Raw genomic sequence first — 17,494 nt, 5'->3', positions numbered from 1 at the left:
ACATAAACATACATAATGTAGTATAGCATATCTGGGTGTATAACTCTAGAAATATGAATAGATTAATTTTTTATTTTCTAAAAACAAAAGCACTTCATACGGATTAACGCTGATTTCTTTCCCATTTTCATAAAAATAAATCCCAAAATGTAAATGTACGGGAAACTGTCCCACCGTTCCTTCTGCTCCATAACCGCTGTCTCCCATGTACCCAAGCAATTCTCCTGCTCTTACATAATCTCCTATTTTCAGGTTTGTATAAGAGTCCAGATGCGCGTAGTAGTAATATGTACTACTATCGCTTATGATACCAATCCGCCAACCCCCTTTTTCAAGCCAGCCCTTATTTTTCACCGTTCCGTCACTGACGCTCACCACCGGATACAGCCCCCGTTTATTTTCAGCCGCCATAAGATCTGTTCCTTCATGCACCCGCTTTCCGCCATAATTACGTTCCATATGCCAGGTGTCCACAAAACTTACTTTCAAGGATTTATCCAAATCAGACTCTGGAATCGGGAAATACAAGGCCTCTTTTTCCACATTTTGCATCGCCTGCCTGCATGTTAAAGACAGGTATTTATTCTGACGCAGTTCTTCCGAAAAAAATTTATCTCGAAATTGCTGCGCAGCCAACGTCAGCATTCGATCTGTCATGTGTTTTCCGGACGTATATGAAATTGATATTCCAACAGCATCCAGTAGCGCTATCACAAGCAGAATTGCAAACAGCCTCAAGCTTACCTGCCAGGTATACACTTGTTTATTTCTAAGATTCCTGTTTTTCTTCATTTCAGTTTTATTCTCATTTTCCGCACATTTTTCTTCTACTATATGACTATATCAAATGTAAAATAACCCCCACCTCTGCAGATGGTAAAAATAAAAATAGAACATACAGATTCTTTCTCCATATGTTCTACTTTTATATTCTCTTATTTTTCAAACTGCCATGATGTCTGTAGATTTTTTTATACTACACACCACATTATCCTATTTTAATTTTGCAAGAACTCCTTTTAAGTATTCCCATGTTCTCTGTGTAGAGGCAATATCCAGCTTCTCATTAAAGGAATGAATATCCAAAAGATCCGGTCCCATAGATACACAATCCAAATCTGGTTTCTTTCCAAGGAAAAGTCCACACTCCAGTCCGGCGTGAATGGTAGATACAACCGGTTCTTTTCCATACTGCTCTACGAATGTCTCTACCATTACTTTGCGAAGTTCGGAATCTACTTTGTACTCCCATGCAGGATATCCACCCTGCACCTTTCCGTTAGCTCCGACAGCCTGTGCACAAGTATCCAGGATTTCTTTCATATCTGCTTTCTTACTCTCCATAGAACTTCTTACAAGACTTTCAAGTTTTACAGCGTCCTTAGTCGTTTCTACAATACCAAGATTCAGGGAAGTTTCAACCAGCCCTTCCAGTTCACGGTCATAACACTGTACTCCGTTCGGGCAGATTACAAAATATGTGATCACACGTTTTGTACTCTCCGCGTTCATAACTGCCACACCAGATACACTTTCTTCTTCAACATCCACAGTAAGTCCCGGTTCTTTTCCAAGGAATTCCTTGTCCCATGTTGCTTTCAACTCTGCAACAGAAGCTTTTACTTTATCAGCATCTTCTTTCGCCACAAGGATCTCTGCCTTACACTCACTTGAAATGACATTGTTCTTTGTTCCTCCTGCAATGCTGATCAGGCGGATGTCAGTCTCCGAAGATACGTGATTCAAAAGTCTTCCCATCATTTTATGTCCATTTCCACGCTGTTTGTGAATCTCCGCTCCGGAATGTCCTCCAAGAAGTCCGTGGATACGGATACTGATTTTCTCTCCTTCTGCATTCTCGCGTGTGACTGGAATCTCAGTATTATATCCGAATCCGCCTGCACAGCCAACTGTCAGGATTCCCTCTTCTTCAGAGTCAATATTAATAAGCTTCTTTCCTTTAAGTACGGACAAGTCAATATTCTCTGCTCCACCCATTCCAATCTCTTCATCTACCGTAAACACAGCCTCAATTGGTGGATGCGGAATATCCTTGCTGTCCAAAATCGCCAGTGCCATAGCAACTGCAATACCGTCATCACCGCCAAGTGTAGTGTCTTTTGCTTTTACATATCCGTCTTCTACATACAGTTCAAGCGGATCTTTCTTAAAATCATGATTTGATTCCGGACGTTTCTCGCATACCATATCCATATGTCCCTGAATAATGACCGGTTCACTGTTCTCATATCCCACTGTTCCCGGTTTGGAAATGATAATGTTATTCGTCTCATCCTGTATGCATGCAAGTCCTCTTTCTTTTGCAAATGCTACGCAGTAATCACTGATTCGCTTTGTATCGAATGTACCATGAGGTACCTGGCAGATTTCCTCGAAAAATCGAAATACTTCTTTTGGTTCTAAATTTTCTAATACCATGTTTATAACCCTCTCTTTGAAATAATTTTTGTGGTCACCCCATATCTGCGCAACCACGAATTTTTTTCTCTATTATGTATCATTTGTCATAAAAAATCAAATATTTCCATATGGTTAATTAAGTTTTAAGATTTTGCTCAGCAGGAGGCTTGTTCCATGAAAAATCATTTTTTTCAGTTTTTTCTGATCCTATGCTTTTTTGTGATGCTTTTATTTCCTTCTGAAGTATTTGAAGGCGCAAAATCCGGACTTCTACTTTGGTTCCTTACTGTTTTGCCAACGCTTTTTCCATTTCTTCTCATTTCACGCCTGCTTCTTGACTCTTGTGCCTGTTCACTTTTAAACAAACTCCTTGCTCCTGTGATAAGCCGTCTGTTCGGCATTTCCGCCCAAGGTTCCTTCGCTTTTATTGTAGGATTTCTGTGTGGTTATCCTATGGGGGCAAAGATTACCGCCGATCTCTTTCATGCAAGGCAGATTTCAAAAGCAGAAGCTTCTTATCTACTGTCATTTTGCAATAATACAAGCCCTGCATTCCTCATCCATTATATTGTTCTCGGATATTTTCAGAACCCCAGACTCATTTTCCCATCTGTGCTGATCTTATACGGAACGCCAATCCTACTAACTTTTTTCTTTCGCATAAAGAAACATTTCGCATCATCGAACACTACAGACATTACATCTCCATTCACTATTTCAAAAATTCCTTCATGTTCTCTCGATTTCTGTCTTATGGATAGTTCTGAGGCTATCGTTAAAATCGGCGGATATATTATCCTTTTTTCCGTCATTTTAAATTTACTCCAAAAGCTCCCGCTTTCACACCCGTTTTATCAGTTATTTCTTCTGCCATCTTTAGAACTAACTAACGGCTGCGCTCTCTTAAACAAAACAATAACCGCCCAGACCATCCCTCTGTCTTTTCCTATCTATTATAGCCTCTGTATGGGACACACTGCTTTCGGCGGCTGGTGTGCACTTTTTCAGACAGGCAGCATGATAAATGGAAGCGGACTTTCTCTCAACTCCTATGCAAGAAAAAAACTGGTCACCGCTCTGGTGACCAGTCTGTTTGCTTATCTTTATATACGTTCAACCTAAAAACTGTGTTTGCACTCACATCTGTAGCAATTCCTGACTCTTAATTGAGAATCTGTAAACAAATCTTCGTACAGGATAAAGAATCTACTCCTCACTGTCCAGGTCAAAATCCGGGAATGCATCCTCTGCTGGTTCTTCTTCCTGCTCATATCCCTGATCTTCATTCTGTGCTGCTACCGGCTGATCCGGAATATCCAGCTCCGCACGGTTATTACGAACCATGTCATAGCACTCCTGAAGAGAATTCACAAGACTATCATACTTGGTTGTATAACTGTCCAGTGTATGTCCGATGATTCCTTCTGCATTCGCCATCAGATTATCTGCATAACGCATAGCTCCGATACGGATTTCATTCGCATCGCTTGTTGCATTATCAAGAATCTCCTGTGCCTGCTCTGTGGCAGCAGTTACAATCTCATTCGCCTGTGCGTATGCCTGCTGCATAATTTCATGCTCGCTCACCAGTTCATTCGTATGAATCTGCGCTTCCTCCAGCATGCTGTCCGCTTTTGCCTGTGCATCAGCAAGGATTGCATCTTTATTTGCAATGATCTTCTGATAACGCTTGATTTCATCTGGTGTCTTCATACGAAGCTCACGAAGGAGCTCGTCCATCTGATCTTTATTTACAATAATTTTTGATGTAGACAGTGGCTGAAACTTACAACTGTCAATATATTCCTCGATTTCTTCAATGATCTGCTCAATACGGCTGCTCATTATCTACACTCTCCTTTTTGATTCATTTTCTCCCTTATTCTTTCTCGCACAACATCGGGAACAAACTTTGAAATATCTCCATGATAGAAAGCTACTTCTTTTACTATGGTAGAGCTCAGATAAGAATACTCCAGGCTTGTCGTTAAAAAAACTGTCTCAACACTTGGCTCCAGTTTATGGTTCGTCTGAGCCATCTGAAGCTCATATTCAAAATCTGTGATCGCCCTGAGTCCTCGAACTATCATACAGGCATCCATCTTTTTGGCAAATTCTACCAGCAGCCCATCAAATGGGACTACGATTACATTTGTCATATCCCGTGTTACCTCATTTAACATTTTAACACGTTCCTCTACGGAAAACAACGGGGTTTTTGCATTATTATTCAATACTCCGATGACCAGCTCGTCCACAAGCGGTGCGGATCTTCTGATAATATCCAAATGTCCATATGTAACCGGATCAAAACTTCCGGGATAAATTGCTCTCTTCATAACTGCTCCTTATTCTTTCTCCAGGAAAATGTGTTTATTTGTCTTATACATCTTTTCTTTTATTATGGAATAGCCCAGTTCTTCTGCATAAGACAGATCTGTCTCCTTCGATGCTTCCACGATAATAATTCCGTCATCCGCCAGCAAAGTCGTATCAGTGAGAAATTCCAGCACTTGCTTTTCCCATTCGTGATTATACGGTGGATCCATAAATATATACTCAAACTTCCACTCACCATTCAGTCTCGAAAGCGCCGCAAATACGTCCATCTGCATCGTCTTTGCCCGGTCTTTTAATTTTGTAGATTCCAGATTCTCCTGTATGCACTTCATAGCTTTTGGATTCTTCTCTACGAATACCGCATTTGCCGCCCCGCGGCTCAGCGCCTCAATCCCAATCCCGCCGCTTCCGGAAAAGAGATCCAGAAAATTACTATCATAGAGTTCTGCCGAAATCATATTAAACAATGTTTCTTTTATCCGGTCTGTTGTAGGTCTTGTATCCATTCCATCCAGTGTCTTAAGCTGCAGACGTCTGGCTGTTCCTGCAATTACTCTCATATCACATTCCTCTTTATCTTTATCAGTTCTTTTTTATACTATTTCATCTATTTTTATCTATATTTTTCGTAAATTTTTCTTAGTTTCTCGTTCATTATAAATTTGTCCCATGGAAATGTCAATCCGATTCCCCGATGTACTGTATTCTATGCAAAATTCTGACACTGACTCCATGAAATTAGGGATACAACTTTTTCTTGTCATATCCCCATTTCATCTTTGTTCTGTTACCGTTAAATATTATTTACCGGCCATCTGTTTTTCCTGCTGTTCAATCATCTTTTTTACCATATAACCACCAACTGATCCATTCTGTCTGGAAGTCAGATCACCATTGTAACCGTCTGTTAATGGTACTCCAAGTTCTGTTGCTACCTCATACTTGAATTTGTCCAGTGCTCCTTTTGCCTCTGGAACTGCTGCTTTGTTAGATGAACGATTTGCCATTTTATACTCCTCCTTTTGTAACTTTGTTTTTGTTACGTTGTTAGTATATGGAGGATTTAAATTATTACACTAGAAGTTCCTTCATAATCTGGAATTTGCTGGACATATTCAGGATTATTTTTTAAGAGCCATTCTGCGGCTTCGTTCGCTTTCTGCAAAATTGCCGCGTCCTGATAAATGTCTCCCAGTCCAAAATCCATAAGTCCGCTTTGACGGATTCCAAACAAATCTCCCGGACCGCGAAGTTTTAAATCTTCGCTTGCGATTTTAAATCCATCGTTCGTTTTATTTAAAATTTCCAGACGTTTTTTTGTTTCTTTTGCCTTTGAGCCGGTCATAAAAATACAATAAGACTGATATTTTCCTCGTCCAACACGACCGCGGAGCTGATGAAGCTGCGCCAGTCCGAAACGCTCTGCATTTTCAATCATCATAACGGTTGCGTTAGGCACATCAATTCCAACCTCAATAACTGTCGTTGACACAAGGATCTGGATTTCATTACGTCCAAAACGCTCCATAATCTCGTCTTTTGCTGCCTGCTTCATTTTCCCATGAAGATGATCAACTACAATCTGAGTCCCCATTTCTTCTTGCAGCATTCTGGAATAATCTGTCACATTTTCCGCCTCCATAGCTTCACTTTCTTCTACCATCGGGCAGATAATGTAACACTGTCTTCCTTCTGCAATCTGCTTTTTCATAAATGTGTAGGCCGTCTGCCGGTAACTGGTGTCTACCACACAATTCTTAATAGGCAGACGGTTCGCCGGAAGTTCATCTATCACAGAAATATCAAGATCTCCGTATAAAATGATTGCAAGGGTTCTCGGGATTGGTGTCGCACTCATAACAAGAACATGCGGAACACCGCCTTTTTTTGCAAATGACTCTCTTTGTTTTACTCCAAATCTATGCTGTTCATCTGTCACTACAAGTGCCAGATTATCATAATAAACTGCGTCCTGAATAAGTGCATGCGTCCCCACGATGATCTTCGCAAGTCCGCACTCGATCCGATCGTAAGCTCTGCGTTTTTCTTTTGCCGTCATCGAACCTGTCAAAAGCACTACTTTTATCGGAATATTATATGCTTCAAAAAGACTGGTGATCGATTCATAATGTTGTCTTGCCAGCACCTCTGTCGGTGCCATCATTGCCGCCTGATAGCCTTTTAATGCGGTATTAAGAAGCGCTAATACTGCAACGATTGTTTTACCTGACCCTACATCTCCCTGCACAAGTCTTGACATGGCATGCTCAGATGCCATGTCCTGCTGGATTTCTCTCCATACGTTCTGCTGCGCCCCGGTCAGTTCAAATGGTAACGCTTTTTGAAACTCCTCTGTCCGTAAATCCAATGGAATCACATATTCATTATCCATGCGGCTATTGCTGTCTTTTAGTTTCCGGATTGCAAGTATAAACTGTAAAAACTCTTCAAATACAAGCCGTTCTCTTGCATGATAAAAGACTTCTTTATCTTCCGGAAAATGAATACCACGAATGGCATAATTATATTCTGCCAACTGATAATGCAGACGGATTTCTTCAGGCAAATGCTCTTTTGTAAGATCAAGGCTTTCTACGACCTGCTTAACAGCTTTTGAAATCGCATTGTTCGTCAGGCCTGCTGTCAGATTATAAATCGGTTGTAGTGTATGCAGTTTTTCTTCATATTTTTCACTTGGATAAAAGATTTCCGGATGTTCCAGTACAAGTCCATCCCGCCGATTCACAGCCCGGCCGCGCAAGGTAATCTGACCACCACCTGCCAGCGTATTTTTAAGAAACGGCATACGAAACCAGACTGCTTTGATCGTCCCCGTCAGATCTTTTACGTAAATGGTCGTCACCTGTAAGTTACGACTTCCACCCACCTGCACACGCCCGAAAATCATTCCTGTTACAGTAACAGTTCGACCGTCCTCTACCTCTGCGATAGGGACGGCCTCCTCATACACGTCGTAATTTCTCGGATAATACCTGAGAAGGTCACCAACTGTATAAATTCCCAGTTTTGCAAACAGCTTCTCCGTTTTCTCCCCGACGCCTTTTATTTCATGAATCTTACTCTGTTCAATCATATCTCTTATTCTACAGCTAATACATAATAATAGATTGGCTGACCACCACAGTGCACATCAACATCTATATCTGGATAGAGTTTTTCAACTTCCTGTGTAAAGGCATCCGCCTCTTCCTCAGTCACATCCTGTCCATAATACAGACTGATCAGTTCCGAATCATCATCTACAAGCTGTTCTAACATTTCCAGTGTAGTCTCTGCAATATCCTGTCCTACAGAAAGGATTCCTGCATCACCAATTCCCATAATGTCTCCCTGATGAATCTCTTTGTCATCAATGTGTGTATCACGGACTGCATAAGTAACCTGTCCGGTTTTCACATTCTTAATTTCATCAAGCATTGTCTCTTCGTTAGACTTTGCATCTGCATCCGGAACAAAGTTAATAATTGCAGTAATCCCCTGTGGAACAGTCTTTGTTGGGATTACAATGATTTCTTTATCTTCTACAAGGTCTTTTGCCTGATTTGCTGCGAGAATAATATTCTTGTTATTTGGAAGAATAAAAATTGTCTCTGCATTGACCTGATCAATGGCTTTTAACATATCATCTGTACTTGGGTTCATAGTCTGTCCACCCTCAATGATATAATCTGCTCCAAGTTCACGGAAGATTTCGTTCATTCCATCACCGATAGATACTGCAATAAATCCCATTGGCTTCTTCGGCTCTGCAGTCTTTTTAGCTTCTTCGGCTTCTGCCTGTTCTTTTGCAAGCTTCTCGGAATCACGAATCAGTTTTTCCCTATGCTCCTCACGCATATTATCTATTTTCATGCGTGATAACTGTCCATAAGTCAGTGCTTTCTGAATCGCAAGTCCTGGATCATTCGTGTGTACGTGAATCTTCACGATTTCATCATCTGCTACACATACGATAGAATCACCAATTGATGACAAGTATGCTTTCAGCTCATGCTCGTCGTTCTCTGTAAATTCCTTTTCGAGAAGAATGATAAACTCTGTACAGTAGCCAAATTTAATCTCTTTTTCTTCCTCGACGCTGACTTTTACTGCTGTACTATTTCCAGCAGCCGGTGCAATTGCGCTATAATCAATCTCTTTCCCAAGAAATGCATCATATGCTCCGCGGATAACTTCTAAGAGTCCCTGTCCACCAGAATCCACTACCCCTGCTTCTTTCAAAACCGGGAGCATCTCCGGCGTCTTCTGAAGGACTTCATCCGCATGCTCAATAACTGCCGGGATAAACTCCTCAAGATCTTCTGTCTCAAGAGCAAGCTCTGCTGCTTTATCTGCGATTCCACTTGCAACAGTAAGGATTGTTCCTTCCTTCGGCTTCATAACCGCCTTGTATGCTGTGTCTCTTGCTCTCTGGCAAGCTGCTGCAAGGGCTGCAGTGTCAATCTCTTTTTCATCACGGATCGACTTTGTAAACCCTCTTAAAAGCTGAGAAAGAATAACTCCCGAGTTACCTCTGGCTCCTCTTAAGGAACCGGAAGAAATTGCTTTTGCCAGGTTCTTCATATCAACATCTGCAAGCGCTGTCACTTCCTTAGCTGCTGACAGGATTGTCAAAGTCATATTAGTTCCCGTATCTCCATCCGGAACAGGGAATACATTCAGTTCGTTGATAAATTCTTTCTTTGCTTCTATATTCTGCGCGCCTGCAAGAAACATCTTCGCAAGCATATTTGCATCAATTGTCTTTGTAGCCACTTCTTATGTCCTCCTTGATTAATCAATGACGCGTACGCCCTCGATATAGATATTAATCTTATCTACCGGCATTCCGGAAAACTCTTCCACACGATACTTCACATTGCTGATCAGGTTATCCGTAACCGCTGAAATACTTACGCCATACGCAACAATGATATGAAAGCTCAAGCTTACATGGTTATCCTCAGAGATACGCACCTTAATTCCACGAGTCAGGCTCTCCTTTTTTAACAGATGAACCAGACCATCCTTCATATTCACTGCAGCCATTCCAACGATTCCAAAACACTCTACCGCTACAGTTCCTGCATATTTTGCTATCACTTCAGGATCAATCGTAATAATTCCGAGATCCGTGCTCATACAACCTTTCATATCCGATACCTCCATATCCGTATATTTAACATATGTATTATACTCTGTTTCATTATATATTACAAGGCAAAACAGGCATGTCCCGACTGTTCTGCCTGATCATCATTTTTCACATAACGAAAAAAAGCCCAGATTCCATTTCTGGAATCTGAGCTTTTATACTATTATGCTCGCTCAACTTTGCCAGATTTCAAACAAGAAGTACAAACATACATTCTCTTTGTAGCTCCGTTCTCTGTCTTAACACGAACAGATTTTACATTAGATTTCCACATTTTTGGGGATTTTCTATGAGAGTGGCTTACGTTGTTTCCAAAGTGAGCACCCTTTTCACAAATAGCACATTTTGCCATGACTGCACCTCCTAACGCTCATAATAAGTCTTTTTCAGACTCGCAACAATAATATACTAGCAGATAATTCTCACAAAAGCAAGTATTATTTTCAAGATTTTTCCGACATTTTTCAATCAAGATTTATATTTGCCTTTTTTGTTATTTACAGCAAAACAAATTATATCCAGCCAGCAGGCATAGTATGACACACAGAACAGTTACAAATGTATTGGGCAAAAGCATGGCGATCACAAGTCCGATTGCTATTCCAAACAGCGCAAATCCCACTACCCGTTTCATTTTTATCGACCCTTCTCTTATAATGTATCTTACTCTATTCTATGCTTCACACAGACCGGACATTACAGATAACTACTGTACATCTACGCTGTCAAGAATATCCTTCACATCATTCTCGTCAAGTTTTGAATCTTTACCTCCTGTAAATTTGTCGACCATGTCAGGCACCATATCAAGAATCTTTGTGATCGTATCCTGGTTCTTAATATTTACCAGTCTTGTGTGTCCATTCTGGATCACAAGAACTGCGCAAGGTGTCATCTTGCCGCCAACACCTCCGGCTCCTTTTTCCTTCTTGTCCGCATTAAACGCTCCGGCTCCAATTGCAAAAGATACATCCACCAGTGGAAGAATGATTGTGTCCCCGATATGGATTGCATCTCCTACTACTGTCTTCGATGAAACAACTCCATCAATTCCTGTGAACAATGCCTCCACAGTCCCTTTAAAATTATTATCTGCCATATAAAAATCCTCCTGTTATTTTATTTTAAAATTACGAATATCACGATAAGTCTGACGCACATTTCTATTCCAGATCAGTTTCCAGCCGCTCTGAACAAAATGCCACAGATAAATCTTTCCTTTTAAATATGCTGAACCTTTCAGCACCTGATGTTCAAAATCAGGTGTCACACTTATACATCCTCCAACAAATGGATATAGCACGCCAAACACTGCCAAAGCCTGTCCGGTATAATACGGATCATCAAATCCATAAATAATCCTCACATCTGCCTTTTTGGGCTTTAAATGTTTCATAAGCCTGAAAAGTTCTTTTTTACATTTGTGATATGCCCCTTTATGCACCTCATCTCGAAGAAATTCTTCCAACTTTTCTTTCTTTCCCGACAATGCTTTTATTTTATCACACAATTTTCCAAAAGTACATTTTATCTTCTGAATCCACGAAAGAATCCTCTGATAGAAGCTTCCATTCTTTTCACTGTCCACGGATTTTTCTTTTTCAGGAATTCCTTTTTCAGTTTTCCATTTTTCAGATTCCGGAGCATGCGCACTCTTTTGGCGTATCGTCTGCGACGTCGCCAGATTCTCTTCAGATTTTTCTGCAAATTTTTCAGATTCATTCTTTTCAATCTTGTCTGTTTCTGTAATACTCTTCTCATGATTCGATTTCTCCTCTTCTTCTATTTCTGAAATCTCAGTTTTCTCAGCTTCTTCTATTCCAGAAATCTCAGCTTTCTCAGCTTGTTTCTGCAGCGTCTGTACCTTTTTCTGTTTCTTTCCGGCTCCTGTATTTCCTCTTTTTATCCATGCAAATCTAAGCCGCCACTTCATTTTTCCATTCTTATACAAGATGTCCGCCCGAACAAGCTGCAAAAGCCAGATAACTTGCACTTTTCCCTTCAGAGAATCCAGGTCACCATCACACCTTCCCTGTACCTCGTAATGAACCGGCACAAAAAGAAAAATAGCAATCAATAGCAATAGGATTCCCAGTATTACAGCGATTATTATGCCGATTATTTTTAATATCAAAATCAAAATATGTAGCATCGCATCTTAGCCTTCCTGTTCTCTTTCTAACAGATATGTGCGGATATCCGCCGCTCCTGTTTGTTCATACACTTTCCCGGCGATCTCTTCTACCAGCTCCAGAGCCGCCTCGTAACCTCTTACAATTCCTACAACAAAGAAATCATCATTTGGAAAATCCGGCTGAAGGAAAAGCGCTGCATTATAAATTTCAAGCTGATTCGACCCATGTTCCGGCAATACCAGTACATAGATATCTCTTTGAAGTTTTCCCGTATTCAGTCTTCTTATAATCTTTTCTTTTTTCTTTTTCAGGTCTTCACCCCAGTAAAGTCTGCGATAATATCTCATGTTATCTTTCCATTTTCTCAACTATTTACAATTATTACCTGCACATATCACAGAATCTTCTTTATTGATAATATGCATCAAACACTTTTTTTGCAATATTAACTGCTTTTGCAGAACCGTCAGCCTGCTCAATAATCACACTGATCACAAGTTCCGGGTTGTCAACATTAGCAATTCCAACGAACCAGGAATGATCTTTTTCCTTATCTGAGCTATATTCTGCCGTTCCGGTCTTTCCTGCAGCCGTGTAGTTTTGTCCACCAAGTACAGATGCTGTTCCATAATCGGTAACAGCCGTCATATAATCTTTGAGCTGCGCCGCCTCTTTGGAAGTCATCAGATCTTTATATTTCTCCGGTTTTGTCTTCTCGATCACATTTCCTGCATTGTTGGTAACAGAATCTACCAGATATGGTTTCATCAATGTTCCGCCATTGGCAATTGCTGACGTGATCAAAGCCATATGATATGGGCTTACCTGTGTTTTTCCCTGTCCCATGGCAGTCATCATCCGCTCTGCCTCCGTGTCCGATGAAGTCAACGTAAACTGACTCTTGCTGTACGGCAGGACAGACGGAAGTTTCTTATTAAACAGAAGCTCTTGCGCAGTATCCTTGTAAGTGTCTGCATTCAGTGATCTTCCGATATTGGAAAATGAAGTATTACATGAATACGCAAGACTATCCCTCAAAGTCACCTGTCCGTGTACGTGTCCACCATAGCAATGAATTGTAACATCACCACTTTCAATAGAACCTGTACAGTTATAGGAATAGGAATCAAAATCTGCATTTTCACGCATGAACTCCAGTGTTGTTACAAGTTTAAACGTAGAACCAGGTGCATACTGCCCCTGCGTTGCACGATTCAGAAGCACACTATCCTCACTTGTGCTGAGTTCATCCCAGTTTTGGCTGACTGTATTCGGATCAAAATCAGGTTTTGAAACCATAGCTAAAATCTTTCCTGTACTTGGATCCATAACAACTACTGCGCCTTTATTAGAACCAAGTGCATCATAAGCTGCTTCCTGGAGATTTGTATCCAGTGTCGTTACTACATTATCTCCCTGGTTTTTCTTATCCTGGAATTCATTTTTTAATTTGTCTACAAAAAATGCATTGGAAGTCAGAAGTTCAAAGTTAGAAACAGACTCCAGACCAGATTTTCCCTGAGCAGTATAACCGACCACATGAGCAAATATATTATTGTACGGATATTCTCTTGTCTCTGTCCCATCTTCTGCCACATTTGTCTGAGCCAGCACATTTCCATTTCTGTCCAGAATCTTTCCGCGGATCACACGGTCCGCATAAGAATCCTGCCTCTTATTATAAGGGCTGCTGATGATATCTCTGCTTTTCACAACATTAAAATAAGAGATATAACCCATCATAGCAATAAACAGTGCTACAAAAATATATGTGACTCTAGCGAACTCTTTGTTGCGGGCGCGCTTTTTCTTTTCTCGGCGCTTGTCCTGCCGGTCTGCTTCTTTTCGCTCTCTGCGGGACATCTGCCGTTTTTCGCGCTCTCTTTTTAACCTCTCCTCTGCCTCTCTCTGCTCGTAACCTTTCCTTCTTTTTTCTTTCAAGATTCTCTTCCTCGTCTTCTCTTAAAATATAAAGTCCCTGAATAATTGCAAACATGATCAATGTACTGAGTATAGAACTTCCTCCGTAACTGACAAGCGGAAGTGTCACTCCAGTAGATGGAATGAATTTTGTTACTCCTCCAATATTCAAGAACACCTGAAAAATGTAACAAGTTCCAAGCCCCAGTGCTACCAGTTTATAAAACATATTGCGAAGCTGCATCGCAATGTTTAAAAACATTACATAACAACTAACACATACCAACGTCATGCATAATCCGAAAATCAGCCCCATCTCCTCGCAGATTGCAGAAAAGATAAAATCTGACGATGCAACAGGAATCGTATCTGGCTGTCCCTGGAACAGTCCCATACCGAACCAGCTTCCTGTTCCAATTGCAAATAAAGACTGTGCCACCTGATATCCGCTTCCGCTATATGAAGCAATCGGATCTTTCCAGGCGATTACACGGTTCCTAACGTGATTAAACAAGTAATATGCCCCCACTGAAGCTACACTTCCGGCTCCTAGTCCTGCCAATACATATAAGGGCTGTCTGGTTGCCACATACAGCATAACCAAGTACACTACAAATATAATCAGTGCAGCTCCAAGATCCTTTGACGCAACCAAAATCAATACATGAAACGCTGCTAGTGCTGTTGTCACAACGATATCTTTAAATGCCATGGACTGTTTAAAACTGGAAGCCACAAAAAATACAAATACAATTTTCACAAGCTCAGACGGCTGAACGTTAATTCCTGCCACCTGAAAACCAAGCTTTGCTCCATAAGACACAGAACCAATTACAATGACAAGAGCCAGAGATACAATACCAATAATTGCATAAACCTTTCTCCATTCCGAAAGCTTTTTCACCTTTCGGATCACGACTGGTACTACCAGACTGATTGCCACACCACCTGCTGCAATAACGAACTGTTTTACTGCATTGGAATAACTTAGTCTCGTCAACATGATCATACCGATACATAATAGCATACACATATTATTTACGACCAATCTGGACACTCTCGGATAAATATTCGTATATAGCAATATAGTAGTTCCAAACAGCACTACCTGCATCAGATAAAATGCAAGAAGCTTGATATCCTCCTGTTCCAAGTACATGACCAAATATGCAATAATATGTATCATGAACATCAGCACATTCTGCTGCCTTAAAAGACTCTTCTTTTTATCCGGATCTTGATATCCAAAAATACTGAAACACAAGAATGTGTACGAAGTCATCAATATGATCATCAGATATTTTGACAATTCAACAATAATGTTTACCAATTTTTCACCTACTTTACTCCTCGCTTAAAATGTCCTCTGGTAAAACTGATATCTGGCATCGGTATCTCTTTATCCTCCAGAAAAACATTTTTATAACTTTCTAAGATTTGTTCCATCTCCCGTTCTTTTTCTAATGTAAAATTCAGACGGATTCCAGATGGTTCCAGGCTCCTGATTTCATTTTTCTGATCCAAAAGAACAATCGGAGCTGAATTATATATTACATTATAACAGTATTTACAGTAATTTTTAACAGGAAATTTATTTCCAAGGCGATCTGTAATATATAACATACTATCTTTTCCAAGACAGCCCTCCATCGTCCTTCTGATACAGTTTGCTGTAATCATTACAGGCTGATACCCGTAGACAATCAGATTACCTCCCCTAGACAGTTCACTAAGCTCCCGGAAATTCAATTCAACGGAAGACGTATACTGATCAATTCCAAGTTCTGACAATTCTTTTATTGCCCTGTTATTCCATCCGTACAAATTATAATCTGACAGAATCTCCCCTTTATATCCTTTTGATTTCATCCATTCTAAAGCTTCCCAGTTCCGAACAAGAACACCTTCATAATACTGGCTGATCTTCTCAAAATATACCTTGTAGATATTCATTGCTTTTTCCCTGAAAATGTATGGCATCGCCAGACAAATCTTTGATTCATGTTTTTTATCTCTCATGTTTAAGCGGTATTCTTCTAACATGTCGATAACTGTTTCATCAAATGCGATTGCATCAGATATAAAGATGCGATCAACATATTCCCTGGCTAAAGCCAGCTTTAACTGTTCCACTGTCTCTACTGAAATCTGAAACTCATAATTTCTTCTGCTATTTTCAAACTTATTATCAGACATGTCTTCTGCCTGAATCTCCGACCAGATCATATGCCGGCGATATTCTTCTGTAATCTGCACTTCCAGATCCGAGAGCGCTGCTCTACGTAGTTCATTCAGACTCTGCATCGGCAGAAACAGATTTCCAGACACATCGATATACACCTCTTCAAATACAAACGGAGTATTTCCGGTTTTCCGTATCTGCTTTTCGATCCGTTCTGCCGCAAGGGGTTGATTTTTTGCAGTCTGGACCATATCTCCTGTCACAGTTACCGTCATTTCCGGTCTGTCATGCAGCCATACAGTCAGTTCTGAGACAGTGCCTTCTGCAAGATTTAGGGTTCCGTCAATTTTTTCCTGTAATATGTAATCCATTTTTTCTTTCTTCAGTTCCGTCTCTTTTCCGGGACGCTTCAAAGAAAGCATCTCTTTTCCGTTCTGCTTTCTGTAGTACCCATCACAGTACCCTCTTCGGCGGTAACAATTTTCCAGCTTTTCTTTGTCCTCCTTTGTGACATGGAACCCTTTTTTCCCTTTTTGCAGATAAATATCTGTATATTTCCGATACATCTGCGCCACCGTATATACATAATCCGGCTGTTTCATGCGCCCTTCAATCTTAAAAGAATCAATTCCTGCCTCAACAAGTTCGGGTATCATATCAATCGTACAAAGATCTTTCAGGCTCATTAGATCTGCAGATTTTCGACTTTCAACTCGATATGGAAGTCTGCATGGCTGCGCACACTCCCCGCGGTTTCCACTCCGCCCGCCAATCATACTGCTCATTAAGCACTGTCCGGAATAGCAGTAACACAAAGCACCATGCACAAAACATTCTATCTCCAGACCAGTTGCATTTTTCATATTCTTAATTTCTTCCAGAGACAACTCTCTTGCCGGCACAATTCTCTCTGCTCCCATTCTCTGAAAAAGTTGTGCGCTCAGTGTTTGTGTCACAGTTGCCTGAGTACTTACATGAAGCGGAAGATCCGGAAATGCTTCCCGAATCAAGCGCATAGCCCCGATATCCTGCACAATCACTGCATCCAGCCCTTGTTCGTAATATGGGCAGAGATAATCTACAAGTTCTCCCAGTTCCTGCTCTTTCAATAACGTATTGACTGTCATATATAATTTACGTCCGTGCAGATGCACATAGTCAATTGCTTCCAACATGCGTTCCTCATTCAGATTATCCGCATGCGCCCTTGCCCCGAAACGGCTCCCCCCTATATATATCGCATCTGCTCCGGCACAGACCGCTGCTTCCAGGCATTCCCATGAACCCGCCGGCGCAAGTATCTCAATTTCTCTTTTCATTCTGATTTCGTCCTTAAATTAA

At 40.8% G+C, this 17,494-nt stretch carries 18 protein-coding genes; 1 reads left to right on the top strand and 17 read right to left on the bottom strand.

The annotated features are described in order from the left end of the window. Nucleotides 1-45: 45 nt before the first annotated feature. Together NQ560_RS07410 and NQ560_RS07405 are read right to left on the bottom strand one after the other, a co-directional pair. Nucleotides 46-792, bottom strand: coding sequence for a M23 family metallopeptidase (locus NQ560_RS07410; RefSeq protein WP_005332850.1), 747 nt, complete (start codon nucleotides 790-792; stop codon nucleotides 46-48). A 201-nt stretch (nucleotides 793-993) separates the two neighbouring features. Beyond that, nucleotides 994-2,439 carry an aminoacyl-histidine dipeptidase gene (locus tag NQ560_RS07405; RefSeq protein WP_040015455.1) on the bottom strand — a complete coding sequence of 482 codons (1,446 nt, stop codon included), beginning with the start codon at nucleotides 2,437-2,439 and terminating at the stop codon, nucleotides 994-996. Nucleotides 2,440-2,595: 156 nt separating this feature from the next. On the opposite strand from NQ560_RS07405, the gene NQ560_RS07400 reads away from it, so the two are divergent. Next, complete coding sequence (locus NQ560_RS07400; protein ID WP_005332852.1) at nucleotides 2,596-3,543, top strand: nucleoside recognition domain-containing protein; 948 nt, start codon at nucleotides 2,596-2,598, stop codon at nucleotides 3,541-3,543. A gap of 84 nt (nucleotides 3,544-3,627) precedes the next feature. On the opposite strand, the gene NQ560_RS07395 is transcribed toward NQ560_RS07400, so the two are convergent. The 15 genes from NQ560_RS07395 to NQ560_RS07325 form a co-directional block, all read right to left on the bottom strand. Then, the gene (locus NQ560_RS07395; RefSeq protein WP_005332854.1) at nucleotides 3,628-4,266 is read right to left on the bottom strand and encodes a hypothetical protein; all 639 of its coding nucleotides are present in this window, start codon (nucleotides 4,264-4,266) and stop codon (nucleotides 3,628-3,630) included. Then, nucleotides 4,266-4,760: a pantetheine-phosphate adenylyltransferase gene (gene coaD / locus NQ560_RS07390; protein ID WP_005332855.1), complete on the bottom strand. Its 495-nt coding sequence runs from the start codon at nucleotides 4,758-4,760 to the stop codon at nucleotides 4,266-4,268. The genes NQ560_RS07395 and coaD overlap by 1 nt, the downstream gene beginning before the upstream one ends. Nucleotides 4,761-4,769: 9 nt before the next feature. Next, complete coding sequence (gene rsmD, locus NQ560_RS07385) at nucleotides 4,770-5,321, bottom strand: 16S rRNA (guanine(966)-N(2))-methyltransferase RsmD (protein ID WP_005332857.1); 552 nt, start codon at nucleotides 5,319-5,321, stop codon at nucleotides 4,770-4,772. 240 nt (nucleotides 5,322-5,561) lie between these two features. Continuing rightward, nucleotides 5,562-5,768: an alpha/beta-type small acid-soluble spore protein gene (locus NQ560_RS07380; protein ID WP_005332859.1), complete on the bottom strand. Its 207-nt coding sequence runs from the start codon at nucleotides 5,766-5,768 to the stop codon at nucleotides 5,562-5,564. 56 nt (nucleotides 5,769-5,824) lie between these two features. After that, nucleotides 5,825-7,855 carry an ATP-dependent DNA helicase RecG gene (gene recG / locus NQ560_RS07375; protein WP_005332860.1) on the bottom strand — a complete coding sequence of 677 codons (2,031 nt, stop codon included), beginning with the start codon at nucleotides 7,853-7,855 and terminating at the stop codon, nucleotides 5,825-5,827. Nucleotides 7,856-7,860: 5 nt separating this feature from the next. Further along, nucleotides 7,861-9,537: a DAK2 domain-containing protein gene (locus NQ560_RS07370; RefSeq protein ID WP_005332861.1), complete on the bottom strand. Its 1,677-nt coding sequence runs from the start codon at nucleotides 9,535-9,537 to the stop codon at nucleotides 7,861-7,863. An 18-nt stretch (nucleotides 9,538-9,555) separates the two neighbouring features. Next, entirely contained in the window at nucleotides 9,556-9,915 is a 360-nt protein-coding gene (locus NQ560_RS07365) for an Asp23/Gls24 family envelope stress response protein (RefSeq protein WP_040015456.1), read from the bottom strand. A gap of 164 nt (nucleotides 9,916-10,079) precedes the next feature. After that, nucleotides 10,080-10,268 carry a 50S ribosomal protein L28 gene (gene rpmB, locus NQ560_RS07360; RefSeq protein ID WP_005332867.1) on the bottom strand — a complete coding sequence of 63 codons (189 nt, stop codon included), beginning with the start codon at nucleotides 10,266-10,268 and terminating at the stop codon, nucleotides 10,080-10,082. 141 nt (nucleotides 10,269-10,409) lie between these two features. Continuing rightward, nucleotides 10,410-10,550 carry a hypothetical protein gene (locus tag NQ560_RS07355; RefSeq protein WP_005332869.1) on the bottom strand — a complete coding sequence of 47 codons (141 nt, stop codon included), beginning with the start codon at nucleotides 10,548-10,550 and terminating at the stop codon, nucleotides 10,410-10,412. A 72-nt stretch (nucleotides 10,551-10,622) separates the two neighbouring features. Next, nucleotides 10,623-11,015: a GerW family sporulation protein gene (locus NQ560_RS07350; protein WP_005332870.1), complete on the bottom strand. Its 393-nt coding sequence runs from the start codon at nucleotides 11,013-11,015 to the stop codon at nucleotides 10,623-10,625. Nucleotides 11,016-11,030: 15 nt separating this feature from the next. Next, complete coding sequence (locus tag NQ560_RS07345; RefSeq protein WP_005332871.1) at nucleotides 11,031-12,068, bottom strand: DUF2953 domain-containing protein; 1,038 nt, start codon at nucleotides 12,066-12,068, stop codon at nucleotides 11,031-11,033. A gap of 6 nt (nucleotides 12,069-12,074) precedes the next feature. Further along, complete coding sequence (locus NQ560_RS07340) at nucleotides 12,075-12,398, bottom strand: hypothetical protein (RefSeq protein ID WP_005332872.1); 324 nt, start codon at nucleotides 12,396-12,398, stop codon at nucleotides 12,075-12,077. Nucleotides 12,399-12,459: 61 nt separating this feature from the next. Beyond that, nucleotides 12,460-13,791 carry a peptidoglycan D,D-transpeptidase FtsI family protein gene (locus tag NQ560_RS07335; RefSeq protein ID WP_227274999.1) on the bottom strand — a complete coding sequence of 444 codons (1,332 nt, stop codon included), beginning with the start codon at nucleotides 13,789-13,791 and terminating at the stop codon, nucleotides 12,460-12,462. A gap of 37 nt (nucleotides 13,792-13,828) precedes the next feature. Further along, a complete protein-coding gene (locus NQ560_RS07330; RefSeq protein ID WP_040015457.1) occupies nucleotides 13,829-15,301 on the bottom strand; it encodes an FtsW/RodA/SpoVE family cell cycle protein in 1,473 nt (490 codons plus the stop codon). 8 nt (nucleotides 15,302-15,309) lie between these two features. Further along, nucleotides 15,310-17,472, bottom strand: a complete 2,163-nt coding sequence (locus NQ560_RS07325) for a peptidase U32 family protein (protein ID WP_005332875.1) — start codon at nucleotides 17,470-17,472, stop codon at nucleotides 15,310-15,312. Nucleotides 17,473-17,494 lie beyond the last annotated feature (22 nt).

This window comes from Dorea formicigenerans, from assembly GCF_025150245.1.
Classification (GTDB): domain Bacteria; phylum Bacillota; class Clostridia; order Lachnospirales; family Lachnospiraceae; genus Dorea; species Dorea formicigenerans.
The sequence above is the reverse complement of the archived record's forward strand: the minus strand, read 5'-3'. Positions and strand labels throughout refer to the sequence as shown.